General features: G+C 71.4%; 15 protein-coding genes. 11 read left to right on the plus strand and 4 right to left on the minus strand.

Annotated elements, in window-relative coordinates; all coding sequences use genetic code 11:
* Nucleotides 1–39 precede the first annotated feature (39 nt).
* Nucleotides 40–288 (minus strand): antitoxin, encoded by a 249-nt coding sequence (locus ACZ5VC_RS17150; RefSeq protein ID WP_469120859.1) that lies wholly within the window; start codon nucleotides 286–288, stop codon nucleotides 40–42.
* 42 nt (nucleotides 289–330) lie between these two features.
* Entirely contained in the window at nucleotides 331–588 is a 258-nt protein-coding gene (locus tag ACZ5VC_RS17155; RefSeq protein ID WP_469120860.1) for a hypothetical protein, read from the minus strand.
* Nucleotides 589–770: 182 nt separating this feature from the next.
* Between ACZ5VC_RS17155 and miaA the strand changes: the two genes are divergently transcribed.
* The 6 genes from miaA (at nucleotide 771) to hflX (ending at nucleotide 8,809) form a co-directional block, all read left to right on the plus strand.
* Entirely contained in the window at nucleotides 771–1,709 is a 939-nt protein-coding gene (gene miaA / locus ACZ5VC_RS17160; protein WP_469120861.1) for a tRNA (adenosine(37)-N6)-dimethylallyltransferase MiaA, read from the plus strand.
* A gap of 107 nt (nucleotides 1,710–1,816) precedes the next feature.
* Complete coding sequence (locus ACZ5VC_RS17165) at nucleotides 1,817–2,269, plus strand: hypothetical protein (protein ID WP_469121312.1); 453 nt, start codon at nucleotides 1,817–1,819, stop codon at nucleotides 2,267–2,269.
* Nucleotides 2,270–2,410: 141 nt separating this feature from the next.
* Complete coding sequence (gene dapF / locus ACZ5VC_RS17170; RefSeq protein ID WP_469120862.1) at nucleotides 2,411–3,301, plus strand: diaminopimelate epimerase; 891 nt, start codon at nucleotides 2,411–2,413, stop codon at nucleotides 3,299–3,301.
* 140 nt (nucleotides 3,302–3,441) lie between these two features.
* Complete coding sequence (locus ACZ5VC_RS17175; RefSeq protein ID WP_469120863.1) at nucleotides 3,442–5,526, plus strand: RelA/SpoT family protein; 2,085 nt, start codon at nucleotides 3,442–3,444, stop codon at nucleotides 5,524–5,526.
* A 99-nt stretch (nucleotides 5,527–5,625) separates the two neighbouring features.
* Complete coding sequence (locus ACZ5VC_RS17180) at nucleotides 5,626–7,125, plus strand: M1 family metallopeptidase (RefSeq protein WP_469120864.1); 1,500 nt, start codon at nucleotides 5,626–5,628, stop codon at nucleotides 7,123–7,125.
* A 190-nt stretch (nucleotides 7,126–7,315) separates the two neighbouring features.
* Nucleotides 7,316–8,809 (plus strand): GTPase HflX, encoded by a 1,494-nt coding sequence (gene hflX / locus ACZ5VC_RS17185; RefSeq protein ID WP_469120865.1) that lies wholly within the window; start codon nucleotides 7,316–7,318, stop codon nucleotides 8,807–8,809.
* Between the two features lie 89 nt (nucleotides 8,810–8,898).
* On the opposite strand, the gene ACZ5VC_RS17190 is transcribed toward hflX, so the two are convergent.
* A complete protein-coding gene (locus ACZ5VC_RS17190; protein WP_469120866.1) occupies nucleotides 8,899–10,068 on the minus strand; it encodes a trypsin-like serine peptidase in 1,170 nt (389 codons plus the stop codon).
* 266 nt (nucleotides 10,069–10,334) lie between these two features.
* Nucleotides 10,335–11,510, minus strand: a complete 1,176-nt coding sequence (locus ACZ5VC_RS17195; protein ID WP_469120867.1) for a trypsin-like serine peptidase — start codon at nucleotides 11,508–11,510, stop codon at nucleotides 10,335–10,337.
* Nucleotides 11,511–11,873: 363 nt separating this feature from the next.
* Between ACZ5VC_RS17195 and ACZ5VC_RS17200 the strand changes: the two genes are divergently transcribed.
* From ACZ5VC_RS17200 to ACZ5VC_RS17220, 5 genes are all read left to right on the plus strand, one after another.
* Nucleotides 11,874–13,265, plus strand: a complete 1,392-nt coding sequence (locus tag ACZ5VC_RS17200; RefSeq protein WP_469120868.1) for a diaminobutyrate--2-oxoglutarate transaminase family protein — start codon at nucleotides 11,874–11,876, stop codon at nucleotides 13,263–13,265.
* 52 nt (nucleotides 13,266–13,317) lie between these two features.
* Complete coding sequence (locus tag ACZ5VC_RS17205; RefSeq protein ID WP_469120869.1) at nucleotides 13,318–15,240, plus strand: IucA/IucC family protein; 1,923 nt, start codon at nucleotides 13,318–13,320, stop codon at nucleotides 15,238–15,240.
* A 42-nt stretch (nucleotides 15,241–15,282) separates the two neighbouring features.
* On the plus strand, nucleotides 15,283–16,017 hold the full coding sequence (locus tag ACZ5VC_RS17210) for a GNAT family N-acetyltransferase (RefSeq protein WP_469120870.1): 735 nt from the start codon (nucleotides 15,283–15,285) through the stop codon (nucleotides 16,015–16,017).
* A gap of 88 nt (nucleotides 16,018–16,105) precedes the next feature.
* A complete protein-coding gene (locus tag ACZ5VC_RS17215) occupies nucleotides 16,106–17,947 on the plus strand; it encodes an IucA/IucC family protein (protein WP_469120871.1) in 1,842 nt (613 codons plus the stop codon).
* A gap of 37 nt (nucleotides 17,948–17,984) precedes the next feature.
* Nucleotides 17,985–19,955 (plus strand): ATP-dependent DNA helicase, encoded by a 1,971-nt coding sequence (locus ACZ5VC_RS17220; protein WP_469120872.1) that lies wholly within the window; start codon nucleotides 17,985–17,987, stop codon nucleotides 19,953–19,955.
* The last annotated feature ends 181 nt before the right edge of the window (nucleotides 19,956–20,136 follow it).

The raw sequence follows: 20,136 nt of genomic DNA on the forward strand, positions 1-20,136 counted from the left end.
GTCCGCCGTGATGAGGGTGAGGCAGGTGACGCCCGGACGTCAGGGGGCCGGCGGCTGGGGCGGCGGCGTGCTGCCGTCGTCCTTGTGTGCGATCCGGTCCAGGGCACCCTTGGCCTTGCCCGTGCCCGATTCGATCTTCCCGTGGTACTTGCCCTTGGTCTTCTCGTCGACCATTCGCGCGGCTTTCTCCAGCCCATGGTCGATCTTGGGCGCGTGCTGCTGCGCGAGGTCGGAGACCTTGTCCTTGGCCGGGGAGAGCTTGGCCTTCAGCGAATCCATGAGGCCCATGGGTCACCTTCCCTCGAAATGGGTTCGTATGGCGTGCCGACGCTACGTGCGGGCGCCCTCGCCGGCTTCGTTGTCCGCCGCCTCGTCGGCCGACTGCTGCTTGGGGATCTCCACAGCCTCGCCGGTCGCACCCTCGGTGGCCTCGGCCTCCGGCGCGTCCGCGGCTTCCTCGACCTGCTCCGCCTCCGACGCGTCTTCGGCCGTCTCCGGTTCGGCCGTCGGGGTGGAGGCCTGCGCCTCCTCCGTTGACGCCGCGGAAGTTTCCTTCCCCTTCCGGAGAAACCTTGCAAAAACGCCCATATCTACTCCATAGCGTACTCGTGTGGGCGAAATTCCGCGTCGCCCGGAGCGCCCTGTTGCGCCGCCCGGTGGAGCCGGTCCAGAAACCGGCGGTCGGAACCTCGCAACAGGCAACGAACCCGGCTGCGGACCGTCACGTAGCTCGTTCGGGGACGCGTCCGGAGGTTTGCGAGACTGGGGCAGTGAGAAGTGCAGCTCCCGCTCCGCGGGTCATCGCCGTCGTCGGTCCCACAGCGGCCGGAAAGTCCGATCTGGGCGTCTTCCTCGCCCAGCGACTCGGCGGCGAGGTCGTCAACGCCGACTCCATGCAGCTCTACCGGGGGATGGACATCGGCACCGCCAAGCTGACGCCCGAGGAGCGTGGCGGCGTCACGCACCACCTCCTCGACATCTGGGACGTCACCGAAGCCGCCAGCGTCGCCGAGTACCAGCGCCTGGCCCGGGCCGAGATCGACCGGCTGCTCGCGGCGGGCCGTACGCCCGTCCTGGTCGGCGGCTCCGGCCTCTATGTGCGCGGCGCCATCGACTCCCTCGAGTTCCCCGGCACCGACCCCGTCGTCAGGGCCCGGCTGGAGGCCGAGCTGGAGGAGCGCGGTTCCGGCGTGCTCCACGCCCGGCTGGCCGCCGCCGACCCCGGGGCCGCGCAGGCCATCCTGCCCAGCAACGGCCGCCGTATCGTCCGCGCGCTGGAGGTCATCGAGCTCACCGGCAAGCCCTTCACCGCCAACCTCCCGGGCCCCGACCCGGTCTACGACACCGTGCAGATCGGCGTCGACGTCGAGCGCCCCGAACTCGACGAACGGATCACCACGCGTGTGGACCGGATGTGGGAGGCCGGGCTGGTCGACGAAGTGCGGGCCCTGGAGGCCCGGGGCCTGCGCGAGGGACGTACCGCCGCCCGCGCCCTCGGCTACCAGCAGGTGCTCACCGCGCTCGCGGGGGAGTGCACCGAGGACGAGGCGCGCGCCGAGACCGTGCGCGCCACCAAGCGTTTCGCCCGCCGCCAGGATTCGTGGTTCCGCCGCGACCCGCGCGTCAACTGGCTCAGCGGCGCCGCGGAACACCGGGCGGAACTCCCCGAGCGGGCGCTGACGTTGGTCGAACGAGCGGTTACAGCCTGATCACGTGATGGCATCGGGACGCTCCGGCGTTCAATTCGGTGCCCGGCGGCGTGCCATCATCGAGCATCGATCGACCAGTGGAATCCGAGTGGGGAGGGCGCGTGGCGATGGAGGCCGGCCCTCGCGACAGAGAACAGCGGCAGCAGGCACGGAACGACGTTCCCCGCCTGAGCCCCGACGGTCCCGACGACGACCAGAACGGACCCCCGGAGATGACTCCGGACGAGGTCGAGGTCGAGCTCCGGCCGCAGCGCCGACTGCGGATCTGGCAGCTCGCCCCGATCGTGGGACTCGCCGCTGTCGGATCCCTGATGTTCGCCTTCCCCCTGGCCTTCGGCTCGGGGGACGGCGGCGCCGTCGTCGCCATGCTGGGTCTGCTGATCAGTTGCTGTGCCGCGGGCTGGGGCATGATGGCCGCCCGCCGCGTCGGCCACACCTGGCCCGGACTCCCGGCCCGCGCCTCCGGGGAGCGCCCGAACTGGCGCGTCCTCGCGCTGTACCTGGCCGCGAGCGGAGTGCTCGTCGCGCTCGCCGTCCTGCGCGTGGCCCGTCTCCGCTGACGCCCGCCGTCGCCCGGCCCGCGCGCCCGTCCGGCGGGATCCCCGTCGCCCGGCCCGCGCGCCCGTCCGGCAGGATCCCCGCGCTCGTCCCGCGCCCCGCCCGCGATCGTCCTGTCGGACCCTCCCCTTACGATTGATCCCGTGACCACCAAGCAGACCTCGCCGATCGCTTTCCTCAAGGGCCACGGCACGGAGAACGACTTCGTGATCGTCCCCGACCCGGACAACGGCATCGAGCTGCCCGCGGCCGTCGTCGCCCGGCTCTGCGACCGTCGCGCCGGTATCGGCGGGGACGGGCTCCTGCGCGTCGTGCGCAGCGCCGCCCACCCCGAGGCCCGGGCGATGGCCGACGAGGCCGAGTGGTTCATGGACTACCGCAACGCCGACGGCTCGATCGCCGAGATGTGCGGCAACGGCGTGCGTGTCTTCGCCCGCTATCTGCAGCACGCCGGCCTCGTCACCGCCGGCGATGTCGCCATCGCCACCCGCGCCGGTGTCAAGCGGGCCCATCTCGCCAAGAACGGCGACGTCACGGTCTCCATGGGCCGCGCTCTGCTCCCCGAGGACGGCGTCACGGTCACCGTCGACGGCCGCAGCTGGCCCGCCCGCAATGTGAACATGGGCAATCCGCACGCCGTCGCCTTCGTCGAGGACCTGCGCCACGCGGGCGACCTGCTGTCGGTTCCGCCGTTCGCCCCGGCGGAGGTCTACCCCGAGGGTGTGAACATCGAGTTCGTCGTGGACCGGGGCCCCCGCCACGTGGCCATGCGCGTCCACGAGCGCGGCGCCGCCGAGACCCGCTCCTGCGGCACGGGCGCGTGCGCCGTGGCCGTCGCGACGGCCCGCAGGGACGGCGCCGACCCGGCGACGACCGGCGCCCCCGTCACGTACACCGTCGACGTGCTCGGCGGGACCCTGGTGATCACCGAGCACCCGGACGGCGACATCGAGATGACGGGCCCCGCGGTCATCGTCGCCGAGGGGACCGTCGACGCCGACTGGCTCAACGCGAAGGAAACGGCCGCGGCCTGAACCTTCGCTCGAATGGGTGATCCGTTTCACGCTGAGCGAGAGCGTGACTGCGCCACGTGGTGGGGTCGGTAGCATCAAGCACCGGCCCGGCGGGCACGCCTTGCCCGCCCACCGCCGGTCGACCCCGCCGGAGGTGCCCCATGAGCGCAGAGGCCACCAACCCCGACGCGCCGAGCCGCAGGCGCGGCCGCCCGAGGATCGACCTTCGCAGGCTGGGCCGTGCCGCACTGCTCGGCCCCACCGCGCGCGACCGGCTGCCGGACGCCATCGGCCATGTCGCCGAAGCCCACCGCGCCCACCACCCCGACGCGGATCTCGCCGTGCTGCACCGGGCGTACGTCCTCGCGGAGTCCTCGCACCGCGGCCAGTTCCGCAAGAGCGGCGAGCCGTACATCACCCACCCCCTGGCCGTCACCCTGATCCTCGCCGAGCTGGGCGCCGAGACCACGACCCTGACCGCCTCCCTGCTCCACGACACCGTCGAAGACACGGAAGTGACCCTGGATCAGGTGCGGGCGGAGTTCGGCGACGAGGTCTGCTATCTCGTCGACGGCGTGACGAAGCTGGAGAAGGTCGACTACGGCGCCGCCGCCGAGCCCGAGACCTTCCGGAAGATGCTCGTCGCCACCGGGAACGACGTCCGCGTCATGTCGATCAAGCTGGCCGACCGGCTGCACAACATGCGCACCCTCGGGGTGATGCGCCCCGAGAAACAGGCGCGGATCGCCAAGGTCACCCGCGACGTCCTCATCCCGCTCGCCGAACGGCTCGGCGTCCAGGCGCTCAAGACCGAGCTGGAGGACCTCGTCTTCGCGATCCTGCACCCCGAGGAGTACGAGAACACCCGCGCCCTGATCGCAGAGAACTCGGCGTCCGGGGAGGCCCTCTCGGCCCTCGCGGAGAACGTCACCACCGTGCTGCGCGAAGCCGGTATCGGCGCCGAAGTCCTGGTCAGACCCCGGCACTTCGTGTCCGTCCACCGCGTCAGGCTCAAGCGCGGCGACCTTCGAGGCACCGACTTCGGCCGGCTCCTCGTGCTGGTCGCCGACGACGCCGACTGCTACGCGGCCCTAGGCGAGCTGCACACCTGTTTCACCCCGCTGATCTCGGAGTTCAAGGACTTCATCGCCGCGCCCAAGTTCAACCTGTACCAGTCGCTGCACACGGCGGTCGCCGCACCCGACGGCGCGGTCGCCGAAGTCCTCATCCGTACGCACCAGATGCACAAGGTCGCCGAGGCCGGCGTCATCGCCCTCGGCAACCCCTACGCCTCGCCGGCCGACGGCGCCGAACCCACCGAGGACGGCGAACGCGTCGACCCCACCCGTCCCGGCTGGCTCTCCCGTCTCCTCGACTGGCAGCAGTCCACCCCGGACCCCGACACCTTCTGGACCTCCCTGCGGGACGACCTCGCCCAGGACCGGGAGATCACGGTCTTCCGTTCCGACGGCGGCACCCTGGGCCTTCCCGCCGGGGCGACCTGCGTCGACGCCGCGTACGAACAGCACGGCGAGGCCGCCCACACCTGTGTCGGGGCGAGGGTCAACGGCCGCCTGGTGACGCTCAGTACGGTGCTCAGCGACGGGGACACCGTGCAGCTGCTGCTCGCCCAGGACGCCACCTCCGGGCCCTCGCCCGACTGGCTGGACCATGCCCGTACGCCCACGGCCCGCATCGCCATCACGCGCTGGCTCGCCATCCATCCCGAGGGCGCCAAGACACCGGCGGCCGCCCCCCGGCCGCCCGCCACCGTCACAGCCGGCCGCCGGGCCGCCGCGGGCGCCGTCGCGGACCTCCCGGACGCCGCCGTGCGGCTCGCGGGCTGCTGCACCCCCGTACCGCCTGACGCGATCACCGGATTCGCCGTACGCGGCCGCACGGTCACCGTGCACAGGGAAGGCTGTCCGGGCGTCGCTCGGATGAAGTCTCTCGGCCGTGAACCGGTCGGTGTCCGCTGGGGCGCCGCCGCGGAGTGCCGGGTCACCCTCGTCGCCGAGTCCTTCGGACGGCCCCGGCTCCTCGCCGATCTCACGGAGGCCATCGCCACCGCGGGCGCGGCGGTCGTCTCGGCCACCGTCGAGCCGCCCCTGGAGCAGCGAGTACGCCACACGTACACACTGCAACTCGCCGACGCCGCCGAACTGCCCGCCCTGATCCGGGCGATGCGCGATGTGCCCGGGGTCTACGACGTGAGCCGCGCCCAGCACCCGGCGGCGAACGGCTGAGCCCGCGGCGGCCCCGGCATGACCCCTTCGTGACCCCTTCGGGTGGGAACGGAGCGCGTCGGCACAGATGGAGGGCGGGGCACTGATAGCCGTTGCACCATGCTGCTCTCCCGTCGCCACCCCTCCCGCCCCACCGCCCGCCGTACGTCACGGCGCCTGCGTGCCGCCGTACTGGTCGCCGCCTCGGCCGGGCTCGTCGCCGCCGCCCTGCCGGCCCCCGCGCCTCTGGGCATCGGCGACCCGCTCTTCCCGCATCTGGGCAACCCCGGCTACGACGTCCAGACGTACGACATCGCCTTCACGTACCAGGGCGACAACAGCACCCCGCTCAACGCCGTGACCAGGATCGAGGCGGTGGCGACCGAGCGGCTGGAGCGCGTCAACCTCGACTTCACCCATGGCAAGGTCCGCTCCGTCGAGGTCAATGGACACAAGGCCGCCTTCGTGACCAGCGGCGAGGACCTGATCGTCACCCCCGCCGACGCGGCCGAGACCGGTGACTCCCTGCACATCACCGTGGAGCACACCAGCGACCCCTCCGGACCCCAGGACAGCGGCGGCTGGGTACGGACCACCGACGGGCTCGCCATGGCCAATCAGGCCGACGCCGCGCACCGGGTCTTCCCGGGCAACGACCACCCCGCGGACAAGGCCTTCTTCATCTTCCGGGTGACCGCTCCGAAGGATCTGACGGTCGTCGCCAACGGGCTCCCCGTCGCGCGGACCCGGGCCGCCGGAGCCGCCACCACCTGGGAGTACCGCACGGTCCACCCCATGGCCACCGAGCTCGCCCAGGTCTCCATCGGCCGCTCCACGGTGGTCCACCGCGAGGGCCCGCACGGGCTGCCCGTGCGGGACGTGGTGCGGACCGCCGACCGGGCCGTCATGGAGCCGTGGCTCAAGCGGACCCCGGACCACCTGAAGTGGATGGAGGGCAAGATCGGGCCCTATCCCTTCGAGACGTACGGAGTGCTCGTCGCCGACGCGTCGACCGGCTTCGAGCTGGAGACGCAGACCCTCTCGCTCTTCGAACGTTCCCTGTTCACGCGGACGGCGTTCCCGCAGTGGTACGTCGAAGCGGTCATGGTCCATGAACTCGCCCACCAGTGGTTCGGCAACAGCGTCTCCCCGCGCACCTGGTCCGATCTCTGGCTGAACGAGGGGCACGCCACCTGGTACGAGGCGCTGTACGCGCAGGAGAGGGCCAAGCAGCCCTTGGAGCGCCGGATGCGAGAGGCGTACGCGGCGTCGGACGGCTGGCGCGCTGCGGGCGGCCCCCCGGCGGCCCCCGAGCCGCCCGCGCCGGGCCAGAAGATCAGCCTCTTCCGGCCGGTGGTCTACGACGGCAGCGCCCTGGTCCTCTACGCGCTGCGCCAGGAGATCGGAAAGGAAGCCTTCGAAACCCTGGAGCGACGCTGGGTGACCGAGCACCGCGACGGGACGGCGACCACGGCGGACTTCACGGCTCTCGCCGCACGCATCGCGGGCCGTGATCTGACGGCGTTCTTCGCGCGCTGGCTGTACGCGAAGAAGACGCCGCCGATGCCGGGCCACGCCGACTGGAGCAGGGACCGGGCGGCGAAGCGCTCGAAGCCCTGAAAACCCGGGCGACGGGCGCCCCGAAAACCTGGGTGACGGGCCCGGGCGTACCGTGTCACCATCAACAGGTCGGCGGCGCGGCCGGGCCTCACCGAAGGCACGGAATGTTGGACGGCCCCAGCGGGAATCATCCCCGGTGGTAACGCGTTGTGACTGACACAACGAACCTCTCTATCGACGTAAGGATCCAATGACCTCCTCTTCTTCCCCTTCCCAGGACGAGCAGAGCTTCGCGGACACCAACCGCACCGAGAGCCTTCGGGCCGATGCCCTGATGGAAGAGGACGTCGCCTGGAGCCACGAGATCGACGGAGAACGGGACGGCGATCAGTTCGACCGCTCCGAGCGCGCGGCGCTTCGGCGTGTGGCGGGCCTCTCCACCGAGCTCGAGGACGTCACCGAGGTCGAGTACCGACAGCTGCGCCTGGAGCGCGTCGTGCTGGTCGGTGTCTGGACCACGGGGACGGTGCAGGACGCGGAGAACTCCCTCGCGGAGCTGGCGGCACTCGCCGAGACGGCGGGCGCGCTGGTGCTCGACGGCGTGATCCAGCGCCGTGACAAGCCCGACCCGGCGACGTACATCGGTTCGGGCAAGGCCAACGAACTGCGCGACATCGTGCTCGAGACCGGGGCCGACACCGTCGTGTGCGACGGTGAACTCAGCCCTGGCCAGCTCATCCATCTCGAGGATGTCGTCAAGGTCAAGGTGGTCGACAGGACCGCCCTGATCCTCGACATCTTCGCCCAGCACGCCAAGTCCCGGGAGGGCAAGGCGCAGGTCGCGCTCGCGCAGATGCAGTACATGCTGCCGCGACTGCGAGGCTGGGGTCAGTCGCTCTCCCGTCAGATGGGTGGCGGCGGCGGTGGTGGCATGGCCACCCGTGGTCCCGGTGAGACCAAGATCGAGACGGACCGGCGACGGATCCGCGAGAAGATGGCGAAGATGCGCCGGGAAATCGCGGAGATGAAGACCGGCCGTGACATCAAGCGGCAGGAGCGCCGGCGCAACAAGGTGCCGTCGGTCGCGATCGCCGGTTACACCAACGCCGGAAAGTCGTCCCTGCTGAACCGGTTGACGGGCGCGGGCGTGCTCGTGGAGAACGCGCTGTTCGCCACCCTCGACCCGACCGTGCGCCGGGCCGAGACGCCCAGCGGCCGGCTCTACACGCTGGCCGACACCGTCGGATTCGTCCGGCACCTGCCGCACCACCTCGTCGAGGCGTTCCGCTCCACCATGGAGGAGGTCGGTGACTCCGACCTGATCCTGCACGTCGTGGACGGGTCGCACCCGGCACCGGAGGAGCAGCTGGCCGCCGTGCGCGAGGTGTTCCGTGACGTCGGCGCGGTGAACGTGCCGGAGGTCGTGGTGATCAACAAGGCGGACGCGGCGGACCCCCTCGTCCTGCAGCGGCTGCTGCGGGCCGAGCGGCACTCCATCGCGGTGTCGGCGCGGACCGGTGAGGGCATGCGGGAGCTGCTCGCGCTGATCGACGACGAACTGCCGCGGCCGAAGGTGGAGATCGAGGCGCTCGTGCCGTACACGCAGGGCGGGCTCGTCTCCCGGGTGCACGCCGAGGGCGAGGTGCTCTCCGAGGAGCACACGGCGGAGGGCACGCTGATCAAGGCACGGGTGCACGAGGAGCTCGCCGCCTTCCTCGCACCGTACGTCCCCGCCGCGCACTGACGTTCTCCGCACCCGTCACGGCCGAAGGCCCGCCCCCTCGTCGAGAGGGGGCGGGCCTTTTGTTCATCCGTGCGTGCGGCGGCGCGTGCCTACTTGGCGAACTTCTTGCTCACCATCTCGTGGGCCTGCTTGGCGCTCTGCCCCAACTGCGGTCCGGCGAGCCAGCCGTTGCCGCCCGCCGGGCCGATCGAGGTGTTCGACACCAGCGCCAGCTTGCCGTTCGGCATCGTGTGGAACCAGCCGCCGCCGGACGAGCCACCGGTCATGGTGCAGCCGATGCGGTACAGCGTCGGCATGTTCGGCGCCACCGACAGACGACCGGGCCGGTCCACGCACTTGTGCATGATCAGGCCGTTGTACGGCGGCGCGGCCGGGTAGCCCCAGGCGCCCATCGCGTTCACCTGACGGGCCGCGGGGGCGGAGAAGTCGACCGGCAGGGCGACGCCGACGGTCTCCTCCAGCGACTTGCTGCCCCGCTCGGGCTTCACGTGCAGGACGGCGTAGTCGTACGCCCAGGCGCTGTTCGTGCCGCCCTTGTTGATCCAGTCACCGGATGTCACGGCCCAGTCGGCCCAGTACGTGCCGTACGGCGCGATCTCGTGCTGCTTGGCGTTCTGCAGCGCGGCCGGCGACTTGCCGAGGTTGTTGTAGGCCGGGACGAAGGCGATGTTGCGGTACCAGCCGCCCCGCTGACCGGCGTGCACGCAGTGACCGGCCGTCCACACCATGTTGGACTTGCCGGGCCTGCGGGGGTCCTTCACCACGGTGGCCGAGCAGACCATCGAGCCCTTGGGGGAGTCGAAGAAGACCTTGCCGACCGGGGCCGCGTTGCGGGTGTAGGGCGTCTTCTCCCGCTGGGCCCGGACCGGCCGCGGCGTGGGATCGGTGGTGCCGGTGGTGCCGGAGGTGGCCGCGATCGTCTGGTCCGGGCTCTGCGCGGTCTTCATGCGCTCGGGGTCCCAGAGTCCCTCGATCACCGGGTTGACGAAGTCCGAGGCCTCACGGAGCCACTTGTCCTTGTCCCAGTTCTTCCACTCGCCGTTCTTCCACTTGTCCGGGTCGACGCCGTGCTTCTTGAGCTTGTCGGCCAGGTCCGTGGGAAGCGCGCCGCCGTCCTGCGCGCCGCTCTGCCCGGCGGCGGGGCTGGAGGCGGCCGGCTTGTCGGCGGCGGCGTCCTCGGTCGGGCCGCAGGCCGTGGCCGACAGCGCGAGGGCCGCGGCCAGGCCGACGAGGGCCGGCATGGGACGTATGGATCGCATGAGAACGATTCCCCCTGAAGTGCTCGGATGTCCGGCGGAGTCGTACGGCATCACGCCGCGCGCACCTCCGCCCTGCTGCAAAAACTTGCCATGAACGTGTCACGCAACGGGGCGGTCTTCGAACGACCGCCCCGCAGGTGCGGTGACACTTTATGCCGTGCGTGCGGATGCCGTACGCGGGGACGGACCGCGGCCCGGCGGGTCCAGGGCGCACTCGCCGAGGACCCGCCGGACGACCGGCGCGGAAAGCCCGCGCCCCAACGCGCCTAGCGGCCCGCGTACTTCTTGCTGACCTCCTCGTAGATGCCCTTGGCCTCCGCGCCCAGTCGCGGACCGGCCAGCCAGCCGGCCGTCACCGGACCGATCGAAGTGTTCGAGACCAGCGCCGGCTTGCCGTCCCGGCCCTTGGCGATCCAGCCGCCTCCGGACGCACCACCGGTCATGGAGCAGCCGATGCGGTACATCGTCGGCTGCTTCGCCTTGAGCGACAGCCGGCCCGGCTTGTCCTGGCACTCGAACAGCTTCTGGCCGTCGTACGGCGGCGCCGCCGGGTAGCCCGTCGCCCTGATGTTCGTGATCTTCGGCACCGCCGGGGCGTTGAACTCCACCGGAAGAGCCGAACCCACCGTCTCCTCCAGCGACTTGCCGTTGCCGCCCTTCTCCGGGGTCACATGGATGACCGCGAAGTCGTAGGGCGCGCCCTGGCCGCCGGTAGAGGCGCCCTGGGAGATCCACTGCTCCGACGTCTGCGCCCAGTCGCCCCACCACGCGCCGTACGGAGCGATCTGCTCGCGCGTGGCCTTCTCCAGCTCCGAGGTCGGCTTCCCGCCGTTGTTGTACGACGGCACGAAGGCGATGTTCCGATACCAGCCACCGTTCTTACCGGCGTGCACACAGTGACCGGCGGTCCAGACCATGTTGGACTTGCCGGGATGCGCCGGGTCCTTCACCACGGTCGCCGAGCACACCATCGAGCCCTCGGGGCCATCGAAGAACACCTTCCCGGCCGCGGCCGCGTTGGCGTGGTACGGCGTCTTCACGCTCTTCGCGGCCACCGGCCTCGGTGTGGGGTCGGTGATGTTCTCGTCGCCGGAGATGTCCTCCTCCTCGACCGGCTTGTCGGGCTGCTCGGCATCCCGCATCCGGTCCGGGTCCCAGAGGTCCTCGATGATCGGGTTCACATAGTCCGTGGCCTCACGGAGCCACTTGTCCTTGTCCCAGTTCTTCCACTCGCCGTTCCTCCACTTGTCCAGGTCGATCCCGTGCTTCTTCAGACGGTCCTTCAGATCGTCCGGAATCTTGACCGTGCCGTCGGAGGGCCGGCTCGCGGGCGCGCTGGGCTTGTCCGTCGCCGTGTCCTCACTCGGGCCGCAGGCAGTGGCCGTCAGTGCCAGCGCCGCGGCGACGGAGGCTGCGGCGAGCAGCGGGCGGATGGGTCGCATGTGGTGATCCCCCTGGGACTACGTCTTCAAATGCACTTGTGAACGTGGAACTTCTGATCTTCGGCACCGGAGTGCGGCCCCCACTATGCCGGTGAGGAAGGGGACGGCGTGCGGCAGGGCCGCGGTTCCGGGCGAGGCCGAGCCGTGATCCGGGCCACTCAACGATCTTCGATCGGCCCGTGATCCGGGGCCGGTGCCGTCGTTGGTACGTACGGGGGACAGCAAGGGCACCGTCATGCCCCGCCGCACCCGCGGCCGGGGTGGCACACCGATGTGCGGAGCAGCCGTCACCGACGGCGCTCCCGTCACAGCGGGGCGAACGCACCTGTCGACAACGGGTCTACAGCGGGAGGACACCAAGCCGTGGCCGTGACCGAACCAGCTCCGGTGGCACCGCCCGCCGCGACGACATCAGCGCACGAGGGCATCCTGCGCCGTCAGTCGCTCCGGGAATCAGCGGCCCGCACCTACGCGCGCTCGCTCCCGATCGTGCCGGTACGGGCGCGGGGGCTGACCATCGAAGGGGCTGACGGCCGACGCTACCTGGACTGCCTCTCCGGAGCGGGCACCCTCGCCCTCGGACACAACCACCCCGTGGTCCTCGAAGCCATCAGGAAAGTCCTCGACTCGGGCGCCCCCCTGCACGTCCTCGATCTCGCCACCCCGGTCAAGGACGCCTTCACCACAGAGCTGTTCCGCACCCTTCCCCGGCAACTGGCGGAAGACGCCCGTATCCAGTTCTGCGGCCCGGCAGGTACCGACGCGGTGGAGGCCGCCCTCAAACTGGTCCGCACGGCCACCGGCCGCAGCGGAATGCTCGCCTTCACCGGCGCCTACCACGGGATGACGGCCGGGGCGCTCGACGCCTCGGGCGGCGCCACGGACGTACGGGTCACCCGGCTGCCCTACCCGCAGAACTACCGCTGCCCGTTCGGTATCGGAGGCCAGCGCGGCGCCGAACTCGCCGCCCGCTGGACCGAGAGCCTCCTCGACGACCCCAAGGGCGGAGTGACCACCCCCGCCGGCATGATCGTCGAGCCCGTCCAGGGCGAGGGCGGTGTGATCCCCGCGCCCGACGCCTGGATGCGCAGGATGCGGGAACTCACGGCCGCCCGCTCCATTCCGCTGATCGCCGACGAGGTACAGACCGGCGTCGGCCGCACCGGAACCTTCTGGGCCGTCGAACACAGCGGTGTCGTCCCCGACGTCATGGTCCTCTCCAAGGCCATCGGCGGCTCCCTTCCCCTGGCCGTCATCGTCTACCGCTCCGAACTGGACGTCTGGCGGCCCGGCGCCCACGCGGGCACCTTCCGCGGCAACCAGCTCGCCATGGCGGCGGGGGCGGCCACGCTCGCCTTCGTCCGCGAGAACCGGCTCGCCGACCGCGCGGCCACCCTCGGCGCACGGATGCTGGGCCAGCTCCAGGGCCTCGCCGCCGCCCACCCCAGCATCGGCGACGTACGGGGGCGGGGGCTCATGATCGGCGTGGAAATCGTCGATCCGGACGCCGCCGCCCCCGACTCCCTCACCCCGCCGGCCGCCCCGGCGCTCGCGGCGGCGGTGCAGCGCGAGTGCCTCGACCGCGGCCTGATCGTCGAACTCGGCGGCCGTCACTCCGGAGTCGTACGTCTCCTTCCTCCCCTCACCATCACCGACGAACAGGTCGCGGCCGTCCTCGACCGCTTCGCCGACGCCCTGGCCGCCGCCGAGCGCACCCCTCACCCCCACCGACACCCCACCGGACCGTCCCACTGACCCCGGACCCCGCCCGGACCCCACCCGGACACCATCAGCAAGGAAGTCCCCCGTGAATCCCACCTCCGCCTCCCAGGCCCCCGACGCCGACGGCCGCCCCACGGCCGGCGCCGAAGGCCCCCACGGCCCGCGCGGCCCGCTCACCGTCGGGTCGGCGACAGTCCCCCGCCAGCACTCGGGCCCCCACGACGCCCCGCGTCCGCCCGCGCCGAGCGCCCTGCCCTCAGGACGCGACGAGAGCCGACACCCCCACGAGGCCGACCCCCTCGATCACCCGGACCCGGTGAGGGCCGCCGACACCGCCGCCACCGAGAGCCTGCTCCGGTGCTGGGTCCGGGAGAACGACCTCGCCGCCCCGACCGGTCACACCCTCCGCATTCCGCTCGACGCCAGCGGCACCGCCCTCCTCGTCCCCGTCCGCTACTGGTCGCCCACCGGCTGGCACCGTTTCGGCCCACCCGCCCTGGAAGGCGCGCCACACGGCGCCCCGCCGGCCGACGCCGTGACCGTCGCCGCCCTCATCGGACGTGAGTCCGGCCGCCCCGAGGGAACCGAACTCGTCGCCCGGATCGCCGACTCGGCCCGTCGCACCGCCGACTTCATCGCCGACCGCCGCCTGAACCCCGCTCCCGCCCCGGACGCGGACCTCTTCCTGACCGCCGAGCAGTCCCTGCTCCTCGGCCACCCCCTGCACCCGACCCCCAAGAGCCGCGAGGGCCTCTCGGACGCCGAAGCGCGCATCTACTCACCCGAGCTGTACGGCTCCTTCCCGCTGCACTGGACGGCCGTCGACCGATCCGTCCTGGCCACCGAATCGGCCTGGACCGAGCAGGGCCGCCCGCTGCCCGCGGAACAGCTCACCGCCCGCTTCGCCGACGGCCTGCGACTTCCGGACAACACCGTCGCCCTGCCGCTGCACCCCTGGCAGGCCCGGGAACTGCGGCACCGCCCCGCCGTCGCCGCCCTCCTCGACGCCGGTCTCCTCCATGACCTCGGGCCGTACGGCGACCCCTGGCACCCCACCTCCTCCGTCCGTACCGTGCACCGGCCCGGCGCGCCCGCGATGCTCAAGCTCTCGCTCGGCGTGCGCATCACCAACTCCCGCCGGGAGAACCTCCGAAAGGAGCTCCACCGCGGCGTCGAGGTACACCGGCTGCTCCGCACCGGCCTCTCCGAGCAGTGGCAGTCCGCCCACCCGGGTTTCGACATCGTCCGCGACCCCGCATGGCTCGCCGTCGACACCCCCGAGGGGGAACCGGTTCCCGGCCTCGACGTCATGCTCCGGCACAACCCCTTCGGGCCCGCCGACGACGCCGTCTGCATCGCCGGGCTCACCGCACCCCGGCCCTGGCCCGGCAGCCCGGTGACGCGCTCACGGCTCGCCGAGACCGTGGCCCGCCTCGCCGCCCGCACCGGCCGGCCCACCGGAGCCGTCTCCGCCGAGTGGTTCCTGCGCTATCTCGACCAGGTCGTGCGCCCGATCCTCTGGCTGGACGGCACCGCCGGCATCGCCCTCGAAGCCCACCAGCAGAACACCCTGGTGATCCTCGACGCCGACGGCTGGCCCACGGGCGGCCGCTACCGCGACAACCAGGGCTACTACTTCAGGGAGTCCCACCGCATCGCGCTGGAGAAGCGCCTCCCCGGCATCGGCACCGCGAGCGACACCTTCGTCTCCGACGAGGTCACCGACGAGCGCTTCGCCTACTACCTCGGCATCAACAACGTCCTCGGGCTGATCGGCGCCTTCGGAGCACAGCGGCTCGCCGACGAACGCGTCCTGCTCGCCGCCCTGCGGCAGTTCCTCGCCTCGGCAACCGCCCTCGGCTCGCCCCTGCCGCGGCACCTCCTCGACACCAAGGCGCTGCGCTGCAAGGCCAATCTCCTCACCCGCCTCCACGGCCTCGACGAACTCGTCGGCCCGGTGGACACCCAGTCCGTCTACGTCACCATCGCCAACCCCCTCCACTCCTGAAAGAACACGACCCGCCCGAACTGATGAGAGGAGAGCGCCACCGTGCCTCCCACCGATGCGAGCACCGACACCGGCTCCAGCCCGCCGCCCCACGCCGACGGGTGCGGCGAGGACACCCTGGACCTACGGCTGCCCGATGAACTCATCGCACTGTTCGAGACGGGCGAGAGCGCGGACGCCCCGGTCGGCCCCGACGAGGCCGACCGGCATCTCCTCGACAACCTCCCCGACTGGGGCCCGGCCACCACCTCCCTCGGCGCCTTCCAACTCGTCCCCGTCCGCGTCGAACGTGATCTGCCGCTGGTCAGCCGCTGGATGAACGACCCCGCCGTCGCGGCCTTCTGGGAGCTCGACGGCCCCCCGGCGGTCGCCGCCGACCATCTGCGCACCCAACTCGACGGCGACGGACGCAGTGTTCCCTGCCTCGGCGTGCTCGAGGGCGTCCCCATGAGCTACTTCGAGATCTACCGGGCCGATCTCGACCCTCTCGCCCGGCACTACCCGGCCCGTCCCCACGACACCGGCATCCATCTCCTCATCGGCGGAGTCGTCGACCGGGGCCGAGGCGTCGGCACGACCCTGCTCAAGGCCGTCGCTGACCTCGTCCTCGACAACCGACCGCGCTGCACCCGCGTCATCGCCGAACCGGACCTGCGCAACACCCCCTCCGTCTCAGCATTCCTGAGCGCCGGATTCCGCTTCTCGGCGGAAGTCGACCTGCCCGACAAGCGAGCCGCCCTCATGGTCCGTGACCGCGCCCTGCGACACGTCCTGTGACACCTCCCGCGACACGTCCAGTGAACGACCCGCTGCTTTCCATACACCGCTCGACCCGCATCGGTCCCATCCCGAGGAGTCAATCCCTGTGCCGAAGTCCCCTGCCGTCCCTGACTCCGCCGACCAGGCCGCTGAGCACGCCGAGCCGCCCCTGCCGGCCCCGCCCGAACTGAACCCGGCCGACTGGAACAGGGCGGCCGCCCGCCTCCTCGCCAAGGCCATCGGGGAGTTCGCGTACGAGGAGATCATCGAGCCCCGCCCGCAGCCCCCGGGGGAGAGCGAGAGCGGGGAGGCGGGCAGCCGCCGCTACGCACTCGCACTGGACGACGACTCGGTCCTCGCCTTCACCGCCCGCCGCGGCGCCTACGGCAGCTGGCGCGTCGACGCCGACTCCGTCACCCGTGACGGCCGGCCCTACACCGACCCGCTGGACTTCCTCGTCCGCGCGCGCCGCCTCCTCGCGCTCGACGGAGCCACGCTCGGCCATCTCCTGCGCGAGCTCACCCTCACGCTGGCCGCCGACGCCCGCCTCGACCACACGGCCCTGAGCGCCGGCCAGCTGGCCGACCTCGGATACGCGGAACTCGAAGGCCACCAGACCGGCCACCCGTGGATCGTCCTCAACAAGGGCCGCATCGGTTTCTCGCCCGCCGACACCGCACGCTGGGCCCCCGAAGCCCGCCGCCCCGCCCGTCTCCCGTGGATCGCGGTCAGTACCGAGCTCGCCGACTACCGGGGCGTCGCCGGCCTCGCCACCCCCGAGCAGCTCTACGAACGAGAACTCGACCCCGCCGTGCGCGACGCCTTCCACGCCGAGCTGCGCGCCCGTGGCCTCGCCCCCGACGCGTATCTCCTGCTGCCCGTCCACCCCTGGCAGTGGGAGGAGATCCTGCTTCCGCTCTACGCGCCCGCCGTCGTACGCGGCGCCATCGTCCCGCTGTCCAGCGACGGGGACCTCCGGCTGCCGCAGCAGTCCATCCGCACCTTCGTCAACACCAGCAGGCCCGACCGGCACACCGTCAAGCTGCCCCTCTCGGTCCTCAACACGCTGGTCTGGCGCGGCCTTCCGACCGAGCGCACCCTCGCCGCCCCCGCCGTCACGTCCTGGGTCCACGGACTGCGTGACGCCGATCCGTTCCTGCGCGACGAATGCGGCGTGATCCTGCTCGGCGAGGTCGCCTCCGTCACCGTCGAGCACCCGCTCTACGATCGGCTCCCCGAGGTCCCGTACCAGTACAGGGAACTGCTGGGCGCGATCTGGCGCGAGCCGTTGCGGCTCCCCCCGGGCGAGCGCGCCCGCACCCTCGCCTCGCTCCTTCACACCGATCCGCAGGGCAGGGCCTTCACCGCCGAGCTCGTCGACCGCTCCGGACTGGCCCCCACCGCCTGGCTCCAGCGCCTCTTCGCAGCGCTGCTGCCGCCCCTGCTGCACTTCCTCTACCGCTACGGGACCGTCTTCTCCCCGCACGGCGAGAACGCCGTCGTCGTCTACGACGACCAGGACGTCCCGGTACGGATGGCGATCAAGGACTTCGTCGACGACGTGAACGTCAGCGCCCGGCCGCTGCCCGAGCACGACGCCATGCCCGACGACGTACGGGCCGTGCTGCTCACCGAGGAGCCCGGCTTCCTGACGCAGTTCATCCACTCAGGGCTCTTCGTCGGCGTCTTCCGGTACCTGGCGCCGCTCTGCGAGAACCAACTGGGCGTCCCGGAGGATGATTTCTGGGCTCTGGTGCGCGCCGAGATCCTTCGCTACCAGGCCCGGTTCCCCGAGCTCAAGGACCGCTTCGAGATGTTCGACCTGCTCACGCCCCGCATCGAGCGGCTCTGTCTCAACCGCAACCGTCTGCATCTGGACGGCTACCGCGACCGCGCCCAGCGACCTCACGCGGCCGTCCACGGCACGGTCCCCAATCCGCTGGCGTGATCGGAGTGTCAGTGGCGCACCGTAGGCTGGTCGGGCTATGACGAAGCCATCCCTCCCCGAGCTCCTCCACGCCGCAGTCGCCGCCGTCGGCGGTGTGGAACGGCCTGGCCAGGTCACCATGGCCGAGGCCGTCGCCGCGGCCATCGACGACGGTTCCCACCTCCTCGTCCAGGCCGGCACCGGCACCGGAAAGTCCCTCGGCTATCTGGTGCCGGCGCTCGCGCACGGGGAGCGCGTGGTCGTCGCCACGGCCACCCTGGCGCTCCAGCGCCAGCTGGTCGAGCGTGACCTGCCGCGTACGGTCGAGTCGCTGCACCCGCAGCTGCGCCGCCGTCCGGAGTTCGCGATGCTCAAGGGACGCTCGAACTATCTGTGTATGCACCGGCTCCACGAGGGCGTGCCCCAGGACGAGGAGGACGGGCTCTTCGACCCGTTCGAGGCGGCCGCGCCCACCAGCAAGCTCGGGCAGGACCTGCTGCGGATGCGGGACTGGGCCGACGAGACCGAGACGGGAGACCGGGACGATCTCACCCCCGGTGTCTCCGACCGTGCCTGGTCGCAGGTCTCCGTCTCCTCCCGGGAGTGCCTGGGGGCGAGCAAGTGCGCGTACGGCGCGGAGTGCTTCGCCGAGGCCGCGAGGGAGCGTGCCAAGCTCGCCGATGTCGTGGTGACCAACCACGCGCTGCTCGCCATCGACGCGATCGAGGGTGCCCCGGTCCTGCCCCAGCACGAGGTGCTGATCATCGACGAGGCCCATGAGCTCGTCTCCCGGGTCACCGGTGTCGCCACCGGCGAGCTCACTCCCGGCCAGGTCAACCGCGCCGTGCGCCGTGCCGCGAAGCTGGTCAACGAGAAGGTCGCCGACGAGCTCCAGACCGCCGCCGAGGGCTTCGAGCGGTTGATGGAGCTGGCCCTGCCCGGGCGGCTGGAGGAGGTCCCCGAGGACCTCGGCTATGCCCTCATGGCGCTGCGCGACGCGTCCCGCAATGTCATCTCGGCCCTCGGTTCCACCCGGGACAAGTCGGTCCAGGACGAGGACGCCGTACGCAAGCAGGCGCTGGCCTCCGTGGAGTCCGTCCACGGCGTGGCGGAGCGCATCTGCAACGGCTCCGAGTACGACGTCGTCTGGTACGAGCGCCATGACCGCTTCGGCGCTTCCCTCCGGGTCGCGCCGCTGTCCGTGTCCGGGCTCCTGCGGGAGAAGCTGTTCGCCGAGCGTTCGGTGGTTCTCACCTCGGCCACGCTCAAGCTCGGCGGCGACTTCAACGGTGTCGGGGCATCGCTCGGCCTCGCTCCGGAGGGCACCGCGGGCGATGACGTGCCGGTGTGGAAGGGGATCGACGTCGGTTCCCCGTTCGACTATCCCAAGCAGGGAATCCTCTATGTCGCCCGTCATCTGACGACTCCCGGCAGGGAGGGCAGCCGTGGCGACATGGTGGACGAGCTGGCCGAGCTGGTGGAGGCGGCCGGTGGGCGTACGCTCGGTCTGTTCTCCTCCATGCGGGGCGCGCAGGCCGCCGCCGAGGAGCTGCGCGGGCGGCTGGACAAGCCGATCCTGTTGCAGGGCGAGGACACCCTGGGCGAACTGATCAAGAAATTCGCCGGTGACCCGGAGACCTGTCTCTTCGGGACGCTCTCCCTCTGGCAGGGCGTCGATGTGCCGGGCCCGAACTGTCAGCTCGTGATCATGGACCGGATTCCGTTCCCCCGGCCCGACGATCCGCTGATGAGCGCCCGCCAGAAGGCGGTCGAGGAAGCCGGCGGCAATGGCTTCATGGCCGTCGCGGCGACCCATGCGGCCCTGCTCATGGCCCAGGGAGCGGGCCGTCTGGTGCGGGCGACCGGCGACCGAGGGGTGGTCGCCGTCCTCGATCCGAGGCTCGCCAATGCGCGGTACGGCAGCTTCCTGCGGGCTTCGATGCCCGACTTCTGGTACACCACGGACCGCGATCAGGTGCGCCGTTCGCTGGCCGCCATCGACGCCAAGGCGAAGGCGGACGGGAAGTAGCCGGGAAGCAGGGCCGGGAAAAGAATCAGACAGGGGTGATCAGACAGGGGTGGGGGGGGGGGGGGGGAGGAAGAACCCCCCCCCCCCCCCCCCCCCCCCCCCCCCTTCCCGGCGTTTTTTTGTGGGGGTGGTAAAGGTCTCCTCCCTTCTCCGGCCGTGTCTGATCGCCCCCGCGGTGGTG

This window comes from Streptomyces sp. NPDC033174 (genome assembly GCF_055577795.1).